17 protein-coding genes and 1 pseudogene are annotated in these 15728 nt (G+C 62.1%); 5 read left to right on the top strand and 13 right to left on the bottom strand.

Annotation, left to right across the window (positions count from 1 at the left end; all coding sequences use genetic code 11):
* Positions 1–118: 118 nt before the first annotated feature.
* From NT26_RS04080 to NT26_RS04045, 8 genes and pseudogenes are all read right to left on the bottom strand, one after another.
* Positions 119–547 (bottom strand): Ros/MucR family transcriptional regulator, encoded by a 429-nt coding sequence (locus NT26_RS04080; protein ID WP_052637543.1) that lies wholly within the window; start codon positions 545–547, stop codon positions 119–121.
* 390 nt (positions 548–937) lie between these two features.
* On the bottom strand, positions 938–1279 hold the full coding sequence (gene mnhG / locus NT26_RS04075) for a monovalent cation/H(+) antiporter subunit G (protein WP_052637541.1): 342 nt from the start codon (positions 1277–1279) through the stop codon (positions 938–940).
* Between the two features lie 398 nt (positions 1280–1677).
* Positions 1678–1947: pseudogene (locus tag NT26_RS22640) on the bottom strand (cation:proton antiporter); the annotation flags it as partial.
* A complete protein-coding gene (locus NT26_RS04065) occupies positions 1947–2420 on the bottom strand; it encodes a Na+/H+ antiporter subunit E (protein WP_052637538.1) in 474 nt (157 codons plus the stop codon). The pseudogene NT26_RS22640 and the gene NT26_RS04065, both read right to left, overlap by 1 nt.
* The gene (locus NT26_RS04060; protein ID WP_052637536.1) at positions 2417–4003 is read right to left on the bottom strand and encodes a Na+/H+ antiporter subunit D; all 1587 of its coding nucleotides are present in this window, start codon (positions 4001–4003) and stop codon (positions 2417–2419) included. The genes NT26_RS04065 and NT26_RS04060 overlap by 4 nt, the downstream gene beginning before the upstream one ends.
* Positions 4004–4019: 16 nt before the next feature.
* A complete protein-coding gene (locus tag NT26_RS04055; protein WP_052637534.1) occupies positions 4020–4397 on the bottom strand; it encodes a Na+/H+ antiporter subunit C in 378 nt (125 codons plus the stop codon).
* A complete protein-coding gene (locus NT26_RS04050; protein WP_052637532.1) occupies positions 4397–4816 on the bottom strand; it encodes a Na+/H+ antiporter subunit B in 420 nt (139 codons plus the stop codon). Before NT26_RS04050 ends, NT26_RS04055 begins: the two co-directional genes overlap by 1 nt.
* The gene (locus tag NT26_RS04045; RefSeq protein ID WP_082077628.1) at positions 4813–7188 is read right to left on the bottom strand and encodes a putative monovalent cation/H+ antiporter subunit A; all 2376 of its coding nucleotides are present in this window, start codon (positions 7186–7188) and stop codon (positions 4813–4815) included. Before NT26_RS04045 ends, NT26_RS04050 begins: the two co-directional genes overlap by 4 nt.
* A gap of 163 nt (positions 7189–7351) precedes the next feature.
* Between NT26_RS04045 and msrB the strand changes: the two genes are divergently transcribed.
* Positions 7352–7762: a peptide-methionine (R)-S-oxide reductase MsrB gene (gene msrB / locus NT26_RS04040; RefSeq protein WP_052637530.1), complete on the top strand. Its 411-nt coding sequence runs from the start codon at positions 7352–7354 to the stop codon at positions 7760–7762.
* 105 nt (positions 7763–7867) lie between these two features.
* Here msrB and NT26_RS04035 read toward each other — a convergent pair whose 3' ends face one another.
* Positions 7868–8911: a class I SAM-dependent methyltransferase gene (locus tag NT26_RS04035; protein WP_052637528.1), complete on the bottom strand. Its 1044-nt coding sequence runs from the start codon at positions 8909–8911 to the stop codon at positions 7868–7870.
* Between the two features lie 267 nt (positions 8912–9178).
* Here NT26_RS04035 and NT26_RS04030 point away from each other — a divergent pair, with 267 nt between their 5' ends.
* The gene (locus tag NT26_RS04030; protein ID WP_052641851.1) at positions 9179–11161 is read left to right on the top strand and encodes a putative bifunctional diguanylate cyclase/phosphodiesterase; all 1983 of its coding nucleotides are present in this window, start codon (positions 9179–9181) and stop codon (positions 11159–11161) included.
* 274 nt (positions 11162–11435) lie between these two features.
* A complete protein-coding gene (locus NT26_RS04025) occupies positions 11436–12131 on the top strand; it encodes an Ntn hydrolase family protein (protein ID WP_052637526.1) in 696 nt (231 codons plus the stop codon).
* 137 nt (positions 12132–12268) lie between these two features.
* On the opposite strand, the gene corA is transcribed toward NT26_RS04025, so the two are convergent.
* Positions 12269–13234 carry a magnesium/cobalt transporter CorA gene (gene corA, locus NT26_RS04020; RefSeq protein WP_052637524.1) on the bottom strand — a complete coding sequence of 322 codons (966 nt, stop codon included), beginning with the start codon at positions 13232–13234 and terminating at the stop codon, positions 12269–12271.
* A gap of 181 nt (positions 13235–13415) precedes the next feature.
* On the opposite strand from corA, the gene NT26_RS22990 reads away from it, so the two are divergent.
* The gene (locus NT26_RS22990) at positions 13416–13571 is read left to right on the top strand and encodes a hypothetical protein (RefSeq protein WP_172974121.1); all 156 of its coding nucleotides are present in this window, start codon (positions 13416–13418) and stop codon (positions 13569–13571) included.
* Positions 13572–13578: 7 nt separating this feature from the next.
* On the opposite strand, the gene NT26_RS04015 is transcribed toward NT26_RS22990, so the two are convergent.
* Positions 13579–14085 carry a GNAT family N-acetyltransferase gene (locus NT26_RS04015; RefSeq protein ID WP_052641848.1) on the bottom strand — a complete coding sequence of 169 codons (507 nt, stop codon included), beginning with the start codon at positions 14083–14085 and terminating at the stop codon, positions 13579–13581.
* Positions 14086–14161: 76 nt separating this feature from the next.
* On the opposite strand from NT26_RS04015, the gene NT26_RS04010 reads away from it, so the two are divergent.
* Entirely contained in the window at positions 14162–14668 is a 507-nt protein-coding gene (locus tag NT26_RS04010; RefSeq protein WP_152338569.1) for a hypothetical protein, read from the top strand.
* On the opposite strand, the gene trhA is transcribed toward NT26_RS04010, so the two are convergent.
* Both trhA and NT26_RS04000 read right to left on the bottom strand, forming a co-directional pair.
* Positions 14643–15311 (bottom strand): PAQR family membrane homeostasis protein TrhA, encoded by a 669-nt coding sequence (gene trhA / locus NT26_RS04005; protein WP_052637520.1) that lies wholly within the window; start codon positions 15309–15311, stop codon positions 14643–14645. The genes NT26_RS04010 and trhA overlap by 26 nt on opposite strands.
* Positions 15312–15398: 87 nt before the next feature.
* Positions 15399–15719: a TraR/DksA family transcriptional regulator gene (locus NT26_RS04000; protein ID WP_052637518.1), complete on the bottom strand. Its 321-nt coding sequence runs from the start codon at positions 15717–15719 to the stop codon at positions 15399–15401.
* Positions 15720–15728: the final 9 nt, after the last annotated feature.

Raw genomic sequence — 15728 nt, 5'->3', positions numbered from 1 at the left:
ACCGCTTCCGCCAAACATGATGTGAATTTTTTCCTTCCTCTATCCCCGCCTGCCCCCAAAAAGGAAAGGGTCGGAAGCAATGCTTCCGACCCTTCAGGTCCCAGTATGGCAGTCGCGCTTACTTGCCGCGCTTGCGGCGCTGTCCGAGCCCCATCTGCTTGGCGAGACGGGAACGGGCTTCCGCATAGGCGGGCGCCACCATCGGATAATCGGCCGGGAGACCCCACTTCTCGCGATATTCATCGGGCGTCATGTTGTAGTGGGTCATCAGGTGCCGCTTCAGAGACTTGAACTTCTGCCCGTCTTCCAGACAGATGAGGTAATCCTCCTCGATCGACTTCTTGATCGGCACGGGCGGCTTCGGCTTCTCCGGGACCGCAGCGACGGGAGTCGGAGTCGAGGTATTGTTGAGCGCCGCATGGACGTCGGAAATGAGGTGGCTCAATTCGCCCACCGGAACCACATGATTGCTAACATAGGCCGCGACGATATCTGCCGTCAGTTCGACCAGGAGACTATCTCCCTTGATCGGTGCCACATCTGTCATTTGGACGTCTCCTGTCTTTTCTTATCGTTGTCGTGACGCGTCCAAAGCAAAACCGCGCCACAGTACATTATGGACATCGCCAGAGGTGAGGCATCGCAAGATGCCCGCTCGCTTGCGGCCCGCACCGCAATAGAGCCTCAACGCATTGCAGGAAGATGAAATCCGGAGGAGAACCTTTGCAATAAAGGAATGCCTCGTCTCCGAATCGGGACATGCATCTTCATGCAAGCATCACACTTGGCCGTTACTCCCGTAGCACCAAGTAAATGGAAACTCCAAGGATGAAGTTCAAGCGGAGGCAATATTTTCCAAATTTACCACAAGTAGCGATGCCATGTGAGCTTTTGTCACATCGGTGTCGCAATAAATCACCCAGAAAAATAGGTAGTATTAAAGCTTAACTTGATCTTTCTTCATGTCATCCCGTACCGAGATATCCGACAGGGGATAGCCAGTCTCGTGCGCAGCCTTGGCAAGCAGATGTGCCGAGACCGGGGCAGTGAGCACGAAGAAGAAGAAGCCGGCGAACGAGCGCGCCAGAATGGCGAGATCGGCGGCATGGATGCCGACGGCGATCAGCATCAGCGCCGATCCGACCGTACCGGCCTTCGACGCAGCATGCATGCGGGAATAGAGATCCGGGAACCGGTTGAGACCGAGGGCAGCCGCAAGGACGAAGACGGCGCCGACCAGTATCAGTGCGGCGGTGACGAGCGCAAACAGGATGTCCATCACGGCGTGCCCTTCTTTGCCGGCTTGGCGGGTTTGGTGGGCTTGGTTGCCGCACGGGGCTTCGTGGCCTTGGCCCGGCCCGCAGCCGCCTCCGCGGCGACCGCCGCCTTGCCCGCTGCCTTGGCCTTGGCGATCTTCACCTTTGCGGCGCTGGCCTTGGTCGCATCCGCCTTGCGGGTGGCAGGCTTGGCCGGCGCTTCTGCCGGGCTTGCATCGGCAACCACGGGCATGATCCTAGCTGCAGTCCGCTCTGGAACAGGGTCTGGAACTGCCCCGGGGGAAGGCCGGTCCTTGGCGCGGCTCTTCACCGCGGCAGGCTTTGACGCGTCCTGCGTCACAGGCTTCAGCTCCGGCTTGACCGGCTCGGGAGGAGAACCGTCCTCCCCTCCCCGGCGCTTTCGCGACAGGATGAAGCGGGCGAAGGCTACGGTCGCCAGGAAGCCGACCAGGCCGAGCGAGATGGCGATGTCAATGTAGAGCGTGAAACCGGTGCGGATGGCGATCAGCGCGATGAAGCCCATGACGATGCCGACCAGCATGTCGAGCGCGATGACCCTGTCGGGCAGGGTCGGGCCCTTGATGACGCGCCAGACGGTCAACAGGAAGGAAGCACCGAGGACGAGGAGGCCGACATAGACGGCGAATTGGGTGATGGTGTCGGCCGTCATCAGCGGAAGGCCTCCAGGATCTTGCGTTCGAATCCATCGGCAATGTCACGCCTCGCCGCCTCGGGATCGGAGCAATCGAGCGCGTGCACGTAGAGGACCTTGCTGTCGGCGGAGACGTCGACCGAAAGCGTGCCGGGCGTCAGCGTGATGAGGTTTGCGAGCAGCGTGATCTCGAAATCCCGGTCGACCGTCAACGGGAAGGCGAATATGCCCGGCTTCAGATCAAGTCTCGGGCTAAAGGCCATGATCGCGACCCGGATGGCGGACATCGCGAGTTCCTTCAGGAAAAGGCGAAGCAGAGACAGGATGCGGCGAACGCGCAGCCAGTATTGCGGCCCGCCCATCTCGCCACGCACGATCCATAGCGCGATCGTCGCGATAAAGAAGCCGAACACCAGGTTGACAAGGGTGGCGCTACCGGTGATCGCCACCCAGATGACCGCGAAGAGGACGTTGAAGATATAGGTCGTCATTCGACACCTCCTGCCGGAAAGACCGACTGGATATAGGCGGCCGGATCGGCAAGGCTCGAGGCGGCCGCCTGGGACAGCCGTACCGGCACTTCCGGAAACAGGCCGAAGAAGACGAGAAGGAGGACGAGCCCCGCAAGCGGCCCGGAGCGCTCCCACGCCCCCGCAGCGAGCGGTGCGGCGACGGCGGCCGCGGGCTCGGCTGCATCACCGCCCGGTCTCGGCCGCCAGAAAGCGAGCAGGAAGACGCGGCCGAGCGCCAGCGTGATCAGGAACGCGGAGACGAGGATCGCGGCCGAGAGCCACCAGGCGCCGATGTCGAGCGCCGCCTTCAAGAGCACGATCTTCGGCCAGAGTCCCGAAAAAGGCGGCAGGCCGGCGGTCGCAAAGAAGATGACAAAGGCGCCCGCAGCCACCCACGGCGCCTGGCGGTAGATGCCGCCAAGCGTCTGGAGGGACCAGGAACCGCCGATGCGGGCCGCTTCGCCGACCAGGAGATAGAGCGCTGTCATCGCGACGATCGAGTGCAGGGCATAGAGGATAGCGCCGCCTGTGCCGGCCGTGCCGCCGATGGCGATGCCGGCCATCACGTTGCCGATGCCGGCAATCACTGCAAAGCCGGCCATGCGCCTAAGGTCGTTCTGCGCCAGCGCGCCGAGCGCGCCGATGACCATGGTGAGCGCAGCCGAGACGGCGATGACGAAGCTCAACTCCTCCCGCTGCAGCGGAAAGAGCATGACCATGACCCGCATCAGCGCGTAGACGCCTACCTTGGTAAGGAGGCCGCCAAACAGCGCCGCGACGACGATGCGCGGCGTGTGGTAGGACGCAGGAAGCCAGAAGTTCACCGGGAAGGCGGCAGCCTTCATGGCGAAGGCAAGGATGAACAGCGCGCTCAGTGTCATGAGCGGGGCAGTGTCCGCATGCGCGCTCGCCTGGCGGGCAATGTCGGCCATGTTGAGGGTGCCGAAGATGGCGTAGAGATAGCCGACCGAAATCAGGAAAAGCGTCGTGCCGATGAGATTGAGAATGGCATACTTCAGCGCGCCATCGATCTGCTCACGCTCCGATCCCAGGATCAGCAGGCCGAAGGAGGAGATCAGCAGCACCTCGAACCAGACATAGAGGTTGAAGATGTCGCCCGTCAGGAATGCGCCGGTCACGCCGGCCATCAGCAGCATCAGGAACGGGAAGAAGCCGTAGCGGCGGCCGGTCGTGTTGATGTCGCGCAGGGCATAGATGCCGGCGGCGAGCGCCACGAGCGCGGACGCAAGCGCCAGGAGTGCGCCCAAGAGATCGGCCGTGAAGGAGATGCCGAAGGGCGGCAGCCAGCGGCCGGCGGTCATGGTGAAGGGCCCGGCATGGGCGACGCGCCAGAGCAGAAGGCTGTCGAGCACGACGAGCGCCACCAGGCCGGGAATGGCGATCCAGCCATGCAGATGCACCCTGTGGCGGACCATGACGAGGATGGCGCCAAGCGCGATCATCAGGCCTATGGGGGCGATCACCAGCCAATCGGCAACAGGCGTCGGCGCCATCACCATGGCGGCGGACAGATCGATAGGGGCGGAAGTGGTTGCGGCCATCCGTCAGTGTGTCCTGTCAGTAACCGAGCGGCGGAACGGGTTCGTTCTGCGGCTCGGCAAGCCGCATCTCGTCGGTATTGTCGGTGCCGAGTTCCTGATAGCCGCGATAGGTCAGCACGAGCAGGAAGGCGAAGAAGGAGAATGAGATGACGATGGCCGTGAGGATCAGGGCCTGCGGCAACGGGTTGGCGGCACCGGCCGGCAGGACGTCCATGCCGCCCGGGATGATCGGCGGCACTTCGCGCGTCAGGCGACCGGCGGTAAAGAGCAAGAGGTTGACCCCATTGCCGAGGATGGCGATGCCCAGCAGGATTCGAACGCTGTGCTTGGAGAGCATCAGGTAGACGGCGGCGCCGAAGAAGACGCCGATCAGAATCGAGAAGATCGCTTCCATCAATCCGTCTCCCTTTCCTCAAGCGCGAGCGCGATCGAGGAAATCGCGCCGAGAACCACGAAGTAGACACCGATGTCGAAGGAGATCACGGTGGCGAGCGCCAGTTCCACGCCGAAGAAGCTCGGATAGATCCACAAGCCGGTCATGAAGGGTGCGCCGACGAGAAGCGACAGGAAGCCGGACAGCGTGGCGATAAGCAGGCCGAAGCCGGCAATGGCCAGGGGATGGAAACGGATGGCCCGTCGGACAGCCGACACACCATAGGCGATGCCGTAGATCGCAAGCGCCGAAACGGCGATCAGCCCGCCGATGAAGCCGCCGCCCGGTTCATTATGGCCGCGCAGGAGCACGAACACGGAAAAGACCAGCATCAGGGCCGTGATCGGCGGGGCGACGGTGCGCAGGATGAGCGTGTTCATCGGGCGGGCTCCTTCACCGGAGACTCGACTTGAGTATCAGCCGTTTCGGGAAGCGGGTTGCGCAGGCGCACGCGGATGAGGGCGAGCACGGCAAGGCCGGTGATCATCACCACGGCAATCTCGCCAAGCGTATCGGTGCCGCGGAAGTCGACAATGATGACGTTCACGACATTGGCGCCGTGCGCAATGATCTTGGAATAGGCGTTGAAGAACTCCGTCAGCGCCGTGTTGAACGGCAGTTGGGTGGATTTCATCAGCAGGAGGGCGAAGCCGAGGCCGCAGGAGACGGCGATCACCGTGTCGAACAGGAGTTGCCCGAGCGGACGGTGGTCGCGGGGCGACAGCCGAAGCCGGGTCATGACCAGTGCAAGGATGACGACCGACAGCGTTTCCACCATGAACTGCGTGAAGGAAAGGTCGGCCGCACCGAACAGCAGGAAGATCACCGCAACGGCGAAGCCCTGAATGCCGAGGGAGACGATCGCGGTCAGGCGGTCGCTGGCCCGCAGCACCGCGACGAGTCCGATCACCGCCAGCACGAAGAACGCCCATTCGTGGAAGAGGACATCGGACGGCCATTGCGGCATGTCCGGCAGTTCACCGTAGACGAACGGCGGGACGAGCAGCGTTAATGCCAGCAGGATGAAGGTAACGGTGATGTAGATCTCCAGGCGGCCCGGCTGCACGACGCGGGTCACCGCGACCGAAATGCGCACGAGACCGGCGACGAAGTGGTCGAAGCCGCGATCGGGACCGCTGCCGATCGCCGCCAGCACCCGAACCATGAAGTCGCGGGCCTGGTCGAGCTTGAGATAGACGAGGACACCGAAGGCAACGGTGACAATCGAGAGCAGCAGCGGCATGCCGATGTGCGGGATCGTAGTGATCTCGACGAGGGTCGGCTCACCGGCGACGGCACTTGCCATCGGCGTCGATATGAAGCGGTGGGTGGCGCTTGAGAGGATGCCGCCAAACAGGCCGAACGTCGCGAGAAGCGCCGGGCCGAGCCACATCAGCAGCGGCCCTTCATGGGCATGCTTGGGCGTTTCCACATGCGGCCCGAGGAAGGGCTTCAGCGCCACGGCGAAGCCGATCACGAACATCAGGCCATTGCCGACGATCGCCACCAGCGTGAAGAGGATCGAGCGCAGGTCGCCATGGGCAAGTGCATAGTAGATCTCCTCCTTGGCGAGAAAGCCGAGGAAGAGCGGCAGGCCACCCATGGAGAGCGCCGCGAGAAGTGCCGCGGCGAAGGTGATCGGCATGTCCCCACGCAGGCCGCCAAGCTTCGTCACGTCGCGCGTGCCGGATTCATGGTCGACGAGGCCGGCGACCATGAAGAGCGCGCCCTTGAAGAGTGAGTGGGCAACGAGATAGAGTACGGCCGCTTCCACCGCATGCGGCGTGCCGAAGCCGGTCAGCATGACGAGCAGGCCGAGCGAGGCCATGGTCGTATAGGCCAGCATCAGCTTCAGGTCTGTCTGGCGGATCGCAAGCAGCGTACCGGCAATCAGGGTGACACCGCCGAAGAAGGGCAGCAGGATTTCCCAGGCCGCCGTGCCGCCCATGACCGGGTTCAGCCGCATCAAAAGATAGACGCCTGCCTTCACCATGGTGGCGGAATGCAGGTAGGCGGAAACCGGAGTCGGTGCCTCCATGGCATTTGGAAGCCAAAAATGGAACGGGAACTGCGCCGACTTGGTGAAGGCGCCGCCGAGAAGCAGCAAAAGCGCCGCGAGATAGAAGGGACTGTTGCGCAGCGTGTCGTCGACATTGACGAGCAGCGAGAGCTGCGTGACGCCCGTCATGTTCCACAGGAAGATGAGGCCTGCCAGCAGCGACAGCCCGCCGAGACCCGTCACCACCAGCGCCTGCAGCGCCGAGCGGCGCGCAGCCTCCCGCTCGTGATCGAAGCCGATCAGCAGGAAGGACGTGATCGAGGTGAGCTCCCAGTAGACGAAGAGCATCAGAAAACTGTCGGAGACGACGAGCCCGAGCATCGCTCCCATGAAGAGCAGGATGAAGCAGATGAAGCGCCCCTGCTGCGGATGGCCCTTCATGTAGCCGCCCGAATAGAGCACGATCAGCGTGCCGATGCCGGTGATCAGCAGCGCAAAGGTCAGCGAAAGACCGTCGAGGAACCACGAGAAGGAGAGGTTGAGGCTCGGCACCCAGGCATAGCCGCCGGTCACCACGCCGCCGTCGGCGATCTCAGGAAGGAAGGTCAGGAAGTGGAGGAAGGCGAAGAACGGCGCCAGCGCCAGGACCCAGGAGGCTGCATGGCCAAGCCGGCCGATCGCGGACGGCGCAAGGATGGCGGCCAGAAATGGCAGCATAAGACAAAAGAACGTCAATGCCGTTTTCTCGGCCATTTCGTCTCCCGTTTCTTTTGCGGATCGCCCCCAGCGGACGTAAGCCCACACCACTTAGGACAAAGAATCCGCTGCCTCAAGCCATTAACGGTCAACCCACAAATAGTTGAGGCTTTTCGGAAGGCGGCGCGCAACCTATCTTTAGTCGAAGAAAGGTTCTCCCATGACAGACACCAGCACTCCCCGCATCCAGAAGACCGATGCCGAATGGCGCGAACAGCTGACGCCGGAACAGTATCGCATCCTGCGCGAACACGGCACCGAGCGCGCCTTCACCGGACCCTATTGGGACAGCACGGAAAAGGGTCTCTACCGCTGCGCGGCCTGCGACGAGCCGCTGTTCGTCTCGGACACCAAGTTCGATGCCGGCTGCGGCTGGCCGAGCTATTTCGAGCCGGTGAAGCCAGGGGCGGTGACGGAACACAGGGACATGTCCTACGGGATGGTCCGCACCGAGGTGCGCTGCGCCAATTGTGGCGGGCACCTGGGCCACGTCTTCCCCGACGGCCCGCCGCCGACCGGCCTGCGCTACTGCATCAATGGCCATTCGATGGTGTTCGAGCCGATCAAATAGCGGCAGGCGGGGAAGCCCCCGCCTCCTCAGTATCCCGCAGCTCGCCCGGCCGGATGATGCGCAGAAGTGCTCAGACAGGAAACGCCCATCAAGGCTTGCCTGTCTTCACGCCTTTTTCCGGATGGTGCTGTAGATGATGTTGCGATTGGTGCCGAACCAGACATCGATGTCGACGGATGCTGTATCCGTGCTTGCGCTGGCGACCCTCCACATGTCCTGCTCCGACCGCTGCAGGAGTTCCCAGTTCATGTAGGATTCCATGTATCCGTCGTCGGCCATCTCATCGGAGAAGTTGGCGAAAAGGAAGAGGCCACCTGGTTTGAGCATATCCATGCAGACCTCGGTCAGGCGGATGGCGACCTTGTCGGACAGGTAATCGTACAAGCCAGCTGCATAGATCAGGTCGAACGAGCCCAGCCGGTACTTCTTGCCAAGCAGGCCACGCACGGACCCGTCGACGGGTTCGATGCAGGTGTCCGGGAACTGGCCCGCGATCGTGGCTATGCTCAGCGGGTCCTGGTCGAGTGCGACCCATCGCTTGATGGCGCCCTCACCTAACGCCTGCGACCTCTCCGCTTCCCGCAGATGGCCCGCGGCGACCGTCAGGATTTCGGTTCCCGGCCCTGTCCGCGCAGCAGTCTCGTCCACGTAGCGCGTCAGGATGTCCCGCCTCTCCCGAACGGCGACTGGGCCCGGCGCGTTGATGGTGTATTCGAAGATGCTCAATCCCTGAGGCGTGGATTTCGCCACCTCGTCGGCAACGTCAGGATGGCCATAGATGAAGTCGATCAGGCTGGCATCGCCGGAATATCCGCGTGGCTTGTCATAGGACCAGCGGGTGAAAGGGCACTGCTGCATGATCCTTGCAGACGGATGGGCCTGAATGATCGGGATCAGCTTCTGCCAGACAACCGGGCCAGACTTGTGCCGCAGTTCATGCATCTGCGTGATCAACCACTTGACCGCGTCCGGCACGTTCCTGCCGGCCTCGAACCTCTGCATAGCGATGCTGATGATCAGCGCAAAGTCGGCCTCGGCGGCGAGCAGCCGATCCGCGTCGCCATCCTTGTGTTCCACCAGAATTTGTCTGCTGACGGATTGGGGGGTGATCAGGCTTTCGCCATCGAGAGAAAACAAAGGCTCGGCCACGCACACCTCATGATTAACCGATAATGAATCCGATTCTTAAAATCTGCAGTATTTCCAGTGACGTCAAGGTCGGAAGCATCATCTTCAACCGCCACTCCTGAAGAAGTTTGGAAACCGTTAAGCCCTTTTGCGCATAATCGCGCCCAGGCCGCGTCTAGGAGACCGATCATGGTTGCCTTCATGAATGTCTGAGGCAACTAACCTCCTCATTGCGAGCCAAGGGTGTGCATCAGGCGCAGCCGAACCATATTGGGTAAACAGGGCATGATGCACGTGTTAACCGATACGAGTGTGCCCACTGTCCGGCCGACGCTGTCGACCGAGCAGATGCGCAGCCTGTACCGACAGGAAAGCGAGGACGTACGGAAGAGGACGACACGGCATGGTCTGTGGGTCGCAGTCTTTTCGTACATCGCCTATTCGGGAACCGACTATCTCTTCATTCCCGACGTCGCATCGAACACGATCGCAGGCCGGCTGATCGTCGGGATCACTGCGCTTTGCGTTCTGGAGCTTCTCCTGCGCCTCAAGGTCTCGGCCGACGCGCTCGACCTCTGGGCTGCACTGTCGGTGCTTGCGGGTTACGTCGTATGGCTTGTGACAGCCAACATGACCGGCGCCCTCGACGCATTTTCGTATTACATGGCATTCGGCGCCATCTTCATGATGAGCGTCAACCTGTTCTTCAGCTTCCGCTTTCCGCTCGCCCTCGCGTCGTCAGCGACGAACCTTTTGATCTTCATCGGTGCGCTCTACCTCTTCGAACCGATGCTGCTCCTCCACAAGCTGATCCTGGGCGCATTCTGCATTTCGTGCTTCATCTTCACCAGTTACGTGAACCTCCAGCTGAACCGGGAACGCTACAAGGTCTTCCTGAATGCCTATGAAGCGCGCCTGCAGCAGGAGGCAGCCGATGAACGCGGCAAGGCACTGCTTGAGCTTTCGCACACGGATTCGCTGACGGGCCTGGAAAACCGCCGCGCTATCGACCAGCAATTGCGTCTCCATTGGCAAGACTGGCAAGGCCGGGACCAATGTTTTTCGGTGCTGCTCGTCGATGTGGACTTCTTCAAGCGCTACAATGATTTCTACGGACATCAGGAGGGCGATCGCTGCCTGATCGCGGTGTCCAAGAGACTCGCAGAAATTGCCGCCTCCCATGGCGCCGTGATCGGCCGCTACGGGGGTGAGGAGTTCATCCTTATCCTGCGAATAGACAACGCCGATCAGTCGATCCGGCTTGCAGAGGATCTGTGCGCCGCGGTCCATGCGATGGCATGGCCTCACACCTGCCGGCGCGACGGCACCTCCGTGGTCACCGTCAGCGTCGGCGTGTCCAATACCCGCGCCCAGACCAAACAGCTGGAGAAGATCATCCACGAGGCTGACCGGGCCCTCTATGCCGCCAAGGCCAATGGCCGCAACTGCCTGAAGGTCTTCGATCCCGAAGATCCGCAGCACGGCGACGAGAGCGAGAATATCGCAGCCATCCTGCGGATCGCGCTCGAGCAGCGCCTCGTCTCCCTCGTCTACCAGCCGATCCGCAACGTCCAGACGGGCGCCCTGGACGGCGCAGAGGCCCTGATGCGCATGAAGATGCCCGACGGCACGTCCATCATGCCAGGGACCTTTATCCCGGTCGCGGAAAGGACAGGCGCGATCATCGAACTCGGTCGCTGGGCCATCCGCACGGTCTGCAAGGAGATGCTCGCCACCAACAAGGTCAAGGTCGCCAGCGTCAATGTCTCCCCAAGCGAACTGAAGATGCCCGGGTTTTCAACCTACGTGGCAGCGACCTTGGCGGAATACGGCCTGGTCGGGACGCGCCTGGCGTTCGAGATCACCGAAGGCGTCGAACTGGACGTTGACACGGACGTGGTTCGCTGCATCAGCGAACTGAAGAGACTGGGCGTCCAGATTTGGCTCGACGATTTCGGCACTGGGTTTGCCGGGCTGTCGTGGCTGCGGATGATCGAGTTCGACACCGTCAAGATCGACCGCTCCTTCCTTCACGACTGCGAGACGGAGCGCGGACGAAGGATGATGCGCGACATCATCAGCCTCCTGCGCCATCGCGGCCTCAGGATCCTCGTCGAAGGCGTGGAAACCGCGGAGCAGGGGACACTGATGCATCGATACGGAATCGACCAGATCCAGGGCTATCACGTTGGCCGGCCGGAACCGGCAAGGCGCTTCGGAAATTTGGGCTGGCTCCCCTCACCCGCTGCTGCCGGGCTCTCGTCCGCATAGTGTGGCGTCGTCAGCGCCCCAGCCCGTGGCGTACGAAAGTGCAACGCCATCCTCCCACAGTGTCTGCTTGCGACCGCCGATTAAGGGCCTGTCGGCGACATCGCGGCGCAAACGGGTTGTCAAATGGAACGCCGCGGGGGCCGAAGGCGTATAGGTGGGGCTGACAATGCGACCGGCCCTATTGTCTTGCCGTCACGGCATGAATGTCCGAGCCACCACCGATACGGCTCCGACAGGAATGTCCAAGACACCTATAGCTTGAAAGGACTGCTACATGACTGTCGTGCTTGCCACCGTTTGCGAAGATGGAGTGGTGATCGGCTCGGACTCGCAGATCACCGACAAGGGGCGCGGCATGACATATCCCGCGGAGAAGCTTCACCCCTTGGGCGATACGGCGGCCTGGGGCGGCAGTGGCGCGCGATCGGTGCTGACGGATGTAAAGCGCTGTTTCAACGAGAAGAGCGCGGCGATCTTGGAAGCACCCGATATCGGTCGTGCGTTGCAGGCACAGGTTCTACCGATCCTTCGCCATCACTACGATACCTTCATCCCCGACGTGCCGGGAGAGGAAGGCGGGGGCACGCCATCGGCCTATGTCATGGCCGCCGGGTGGCGAGACGGCGAGCCGTGGATCATCGAAATCACGCCCTCCGGCATGATCGGGCACTACGCCGATATCGGCTTTCACGCCATCGGCAGCGGTGCAGCCATGGCCCAGCAGGCGGGTTCGCTGCTCTCCCACTTTCGCCTTGGCAAGAGGTCCGTTCGTTTCGGCTGCGCAGCAGTGCTGCGCGTCCTGCACGCGCTCGACCTCACATCCGCCAGCGTTGGCAAGCCGTTCAGCCTGTGCCGGATCGACGCGAAAGGCGCCCACCATCTCAGCGACGAGGAGATCGAGGAAGTCGGTGAGGTGGTCCGCAAGTGGGAGGAAGCCGAACAGGCTGTGATCGCGAAGCTATTCGACTGACGCTGCCGGATCGTCAGAGCAGGCGCTATCACTGCATCCCAGCGCTTGCAGCTTGAGTACAGGAAGAGCGCCCTGCGGTTCCGCTGCGATGTACAACGCAGCTGCTTGTTCCTGCCTCCTCGCCCTCTCCCTCCCCGTCAGAGCCAGCCGGTCCGCTTGAAGCGGTAGTACAGGATGCCGCAGAGGGCGGCGATGACGGCGATCACGACATAGTAGCCGTACCGCGTCGACAGTTCCGGCATGTTCTCGAAGTTCATGCCGTAGATGCCGGCGATCGCGGTGGGTACGGCGAGGATCGCGGCCCAGGCGGCGAGCTGGCGGGTGATCGCGCCCTGCCGCTGCTGCTCCAGCAGGTTGGAGGCTTCGAAGACGGAGGTGATGACTTCGCGCAAGCCGCCGACCATCCCCTCCACCCGACTGACATGATCATGCACATCGCGAAAGAACGGCCTGACGTTTTCGTCGATGCAGGGCAGATCGAGATGGACGAGCTTGCCGGTAACATCCGACATGGGCCCCAGGATGCGCCCGAAGAGGATCAGTTGCCGCCGCAACCTGAACAGACGGCGGATCTGCTCGCGCTCCAGGAAGGAGGCAAGCATGTGCTTTTCCATCTTCAGCACCTTGTCCTCGATTTCCTGCACCACCGGCAGATAGCCGTCGACGATGAAGTCGAGGATGGCATGGAGGACGTAGTCCGGGCCCTGCGAGAGAAGCTGGGGCGATGCCTCGAGCTGCGACCGCAGATCGGTGTGGGCGCGGGCGGAGCCGTGTCGCACCGTGATGATGTGCTGCCGGCCGACAAAGATGGCGGTCTCGCCGTAGCGGATCTTGTCGCCTTCCAGATGGGCGGTCTTGGCGATCACGAACAATTGGTCGCCATACACTTCCACCTTCGGTACCTGGTGAGCCTTCAGGGCGTCCTCGACGGCGAGTTGGTGGAGGCCGTAGGTTGCAGCCAGTCCCTCGATCTCGCTCGGGACCGGCTCATGAAGCCCGATCCAGGCGAAGTCGTGCCCCTCCAGCAGCGGAGGCGTTCCATCGACGGTTAGCGGCTCACCGCGCCTGCCATTGCGGTACACGAAGGATGCGATGACTGGCATGATGACCCTTGCAGGCGGGAATGGACGAGGGCGGGAAGATAGGACAGGTGCACCGCCTCTCCAAGCCAGCCATCTCACCGAGGGGGGCAGGCGGCCGTTTCTGCAATTCCCGCTGGGAATTGCATCAGACAAGCCTTAACGTCTGCCGCGTAAGAGGGGAGCGATAGCTGCAGGGAGCAAGATGTCGAACGTCGTCCAGTTCAAGAAGCCGCCGAAGCCGCCGGCGCCGAAGAAGCCCAACCCGGGCCTGCGGAAACTCCTCACCCTGCTTGGCGTCGTGGCCGCACTCGTCGCCACCTGGGCCTATTTCCAGTATGTCGGCGGAGAACCGGGCTAGACCCTGCTCAACGATGCTGCGGCGGTACGCGCAGTTCGAGGCAGGTGAGATCGAGCCAGCGGCCGAATTTCGTGCCGACTTCGGAAAAGGTCCCGACATTGCGGAAGCCCAGGCTTTCGTGGAGCCGGATCGACGCTGCATTGCCGGCCTCCACGCAGCCGATCATCACATGGATGTCCCGCTCGCCGGCGACCCGGACCAGCGCCTGCATCAGGTCGCGGCCGAGGCCTGCTCCACGATGGTCCTTGTGGACATAGACCGAATGCTCGACGGAATGGCGAAATCCGTCGAAGGCCCGCCAGTCGCCATAGGAGGCGTAGCCCGCGACGGTGCCGCCGACATCGGCCACCAGCACCGGAAAATTGCGCGCCTGGCGCGCTTGGAACCAGTCGCGGCGATTGGCAAGATCCACCTGCGTGTCGTTCCAGATCGCCGTGGTGTTGGCCACCGCGTCGTTGTAGATATCCATGATGGCGGGAAGATCGGCTTCGCTGGCGTCGCGGATGAGCGGCATGGATGCTGTAGCCCCGGTAAGGTGATCGATGCCAGTCCCTATACCGGCATTGGCGGAGTGTCCATTGGGGAGAAACATGCACAGATCCTTACTGGCAGCAGGCATGGTGCTCATCCTTGCCAGCACCGCCGAGGCGCAGTGGCGGACCTATGAGAACGAGCGGTACGGCTATCGTCTCCACGTCCCTCCCGGTGCCGAACAGCCCGTTCTCTCCGACAGCGGGGACGGAGTGACCTATTCCGTCGAGCACGGTCAGTTGCGGGTCCATGGCACGATCCTGATGGGACGGGCATTCGAGGAAGAAGCGAGAGGCCGGCTCGACGCCGCGGTCGCCGACGGCTGGCGGGTGAATTACAAGAACATCGAGCCGCGCACGGCCACCTTCGACATGTCCGGGGACGGGATCATCCGTTACGTCCACGGAATCGAGATCTGCGACGGTGCCGCGGCTTTCTTCGAGTACGACTATCACCGCTGGGACGTGAAACTGCTCCGCCCCATCTTCAAGCACATGGCGGCAAGCCTTCAGGCAACCGGTGCCTGTGCCGGCGACGTGGCTAGAATCCGGTACCCGACAGACTAAAGCTGGTGATCACCGCGCCGTAATGCACGGCGGAGGCAGCGACCACAAAAGCGTGCCAGATGGCGTTCTGGAAACGCAGCCGCTCCCAGACGTGGAAGATGACGCCCAGCGAATAGATGATGCCGCCGGCGACGATCAGCCAGACGGTGATGGTCGGGAGGTATTGCGAGATCGGCACCGCGACGATGACGCCGCTCCACCCCATGGCGAGGTAAAGGAGGATCGCCAGTCGATCATATCTGCCGGGAAACAGGCATTTCAGGATGATTCCGCCGATCGCGGTGAGCCAGATCGCGACGAGCATGAAGAGGATCAGCGGGTCATGGGTGCCGCGCACAAGGAAGGGGGTATAGGTCGCCGCGATCAAGATGAAGATGGCCGAATGGTCGAGGCGGCGCAGGATCCACTTGGTGCGGGAATGCGGCCAGATATTGTAGGTAAACGAGATCGACAGACAGAGAAGCAGGCCCAGCCCGTAAACCCAGGCGGCTGCGATCTCGCCGAGGCTGGCCCAGAGGGTCGCATAGAAGATCAGCGCCGTGACGCCGATCAGCGCCAGCACGATGCCGATCCCATGGACGATACCATCGGCGACAATCTCGTTGAAATCGTATTTCCGTCCAAAGTTGAACAACTCGCTCATGCAATCCTCGCGGCACCAGTCCGACAAAAATGATCGCACAGGCGCCGCGAGGCAAGAGGCTGTTGATTCAAAAAGAATTTCAAGCTGTCAAAGAGTGGCCGCGCAGGTCTTGCAGAACGGCGTATGCGGAACGACGTCGAGGCGCTCCTCGGAAATCGGCTCACCACACTTCACGCAAGTTCCGAAGGTACCGGCGGCAATCCGGCCGAGTGCGGCATCGATCGCGGCAAGCTCCTTCTGGCCAGCTTCGCCGAGTTCTCCCAGGACCTCGTCATTGTTGCGTTCGACAGCGCGGTCGTCATCATCAGGATTGCGCGGCTGCTCGAAGTCCTCTTCGATCTTGTGCAGGCGGGTATCGAGTTCCCGCTTGCGCTCCGTCAGAATGGCCTTGTACCTGGCGATGTCCATCAATCAGTA

Source organism: Pseudorhizobium banfieldiae, from assembly GCF_000967425.1.
In the GTDB taxonomy this organism is placed as follows: domain Bacteria; phylum Pseudomonadota; class Alphaproteobacteria; order Rhizobiales; family Rhizobiaceae; genus Neorhizobium; species Neorhizobium banfieldiae.
The sequence above is the reverse complement of the archived record's forward strand: the minus strand, read 5'-3'. Positions and strand labels throughout refer to the sequence as shown.

Coding starts and splice junctions, on each gene's coding strand:
- NT26_RS04080 (WP_052637543.1), bottom strand. CDS start 547: ATGACAGATGTGGCACCGATCAAGGGAGATAGTCTCCTGGTCGAACTG.
- mnhG (WP_052637541.1), bottom strand. CDS start 1,279: ATGGACATCCTGTTTGCGCTCGTCACCGCCGCACTGATACTGGTCGGC.
- NT26_RS04065 (WP_052637538.1), bottom strand. CDS start 2,420: ATGACGACCTATATCTTCAACGTCCTCTTCGCGGTCATCTGGGTGGCG.
- NT26_RS04060 (WP_052637536.1), bottom strand. CDS start 4,003: ATGGCCGCAACCACTTCCGCCCCTATCGATCTGTCCGCCGCCATGGTG.
- NT26_RS04055 (WP_052637534.1), bottom strand. CDS start 4,397: ATGGAAGCGATCTTCTCGATTCTGATCGGCGTCTTCTTCGGCGCCGCC.
- NT26_RS04050 (WP_052637532.1), bottom strand. CDS start 4,816: ATGAACACGCTCATCCTGCGCACCGTCGCCCCGCCGATCACGGCCCTG.
- NT26_RS04045 (WP_082077628.1), bottom strand. CDS start 7,188: ATGGCCGAGAAAACGGCATTGACGTTCTTTTGTCTTATGCTGCCATTT.
- msrB (WP_052637530.1), top strand. CDS start 7,352: ATGACAGACACCAGCACTCCCCGCATCCAGAAGACCGATGCCGAATGG.
- NT26_RS04030 (WP_052641851.1), top strand. CDS start 9,179: ATGCACGTGTTAACCGATACGAGTGTGCCCACTGTCCGGCCGACGCTG.
- NT26_RS04025 (WP_052637526.1), top strand. CDS start 11,436: ATGACTGTCGTGCTTGCCACCGTTTGCGAAGATGGAGTGGTGATCGGC.
- corA (WP_052637524.1), bottom strand. CDS start 13,234: ATGCCAGTCATCGCATCCTTCGTGTACCGCAATGGCAGGCGCGGTGAG.
- NT26_RS22990 (WP_172974121.1), top strand. CDS start 13,416: ATGTCGAACGTCGTCCAGTTCAAGAAGCCGCCGAAGCCGCCGGCGCCG.
- NT26_RS04015 (WP_052641848.1), bottom strand. CDS start 14,085: ATGCCGCTCATCCGCGACGCCAGCGAAGCCGATCTTCCCGCCATCATG.
- NT26_RS04010 (WP_152338569.1), top strand. CDS start 14,162: ATGCACAGATCCTTACTGGCAGCAGGCATGGTGCTCATCCTTGCCAGC.
- trhA (WP_052637520.1), bottom strand. CDS start 15,311: ATGAGCGAGTTGTTCAACTTTGGACGGAAATACGATTTCAACGAGATT.
- NT26_RS04000 (WP_052637518.1), bottom strand. CDS start 15,719: ATGGACATCGCCAGGTACAAGGCCATTCTGACGGAGCGCAAGCGGGAA.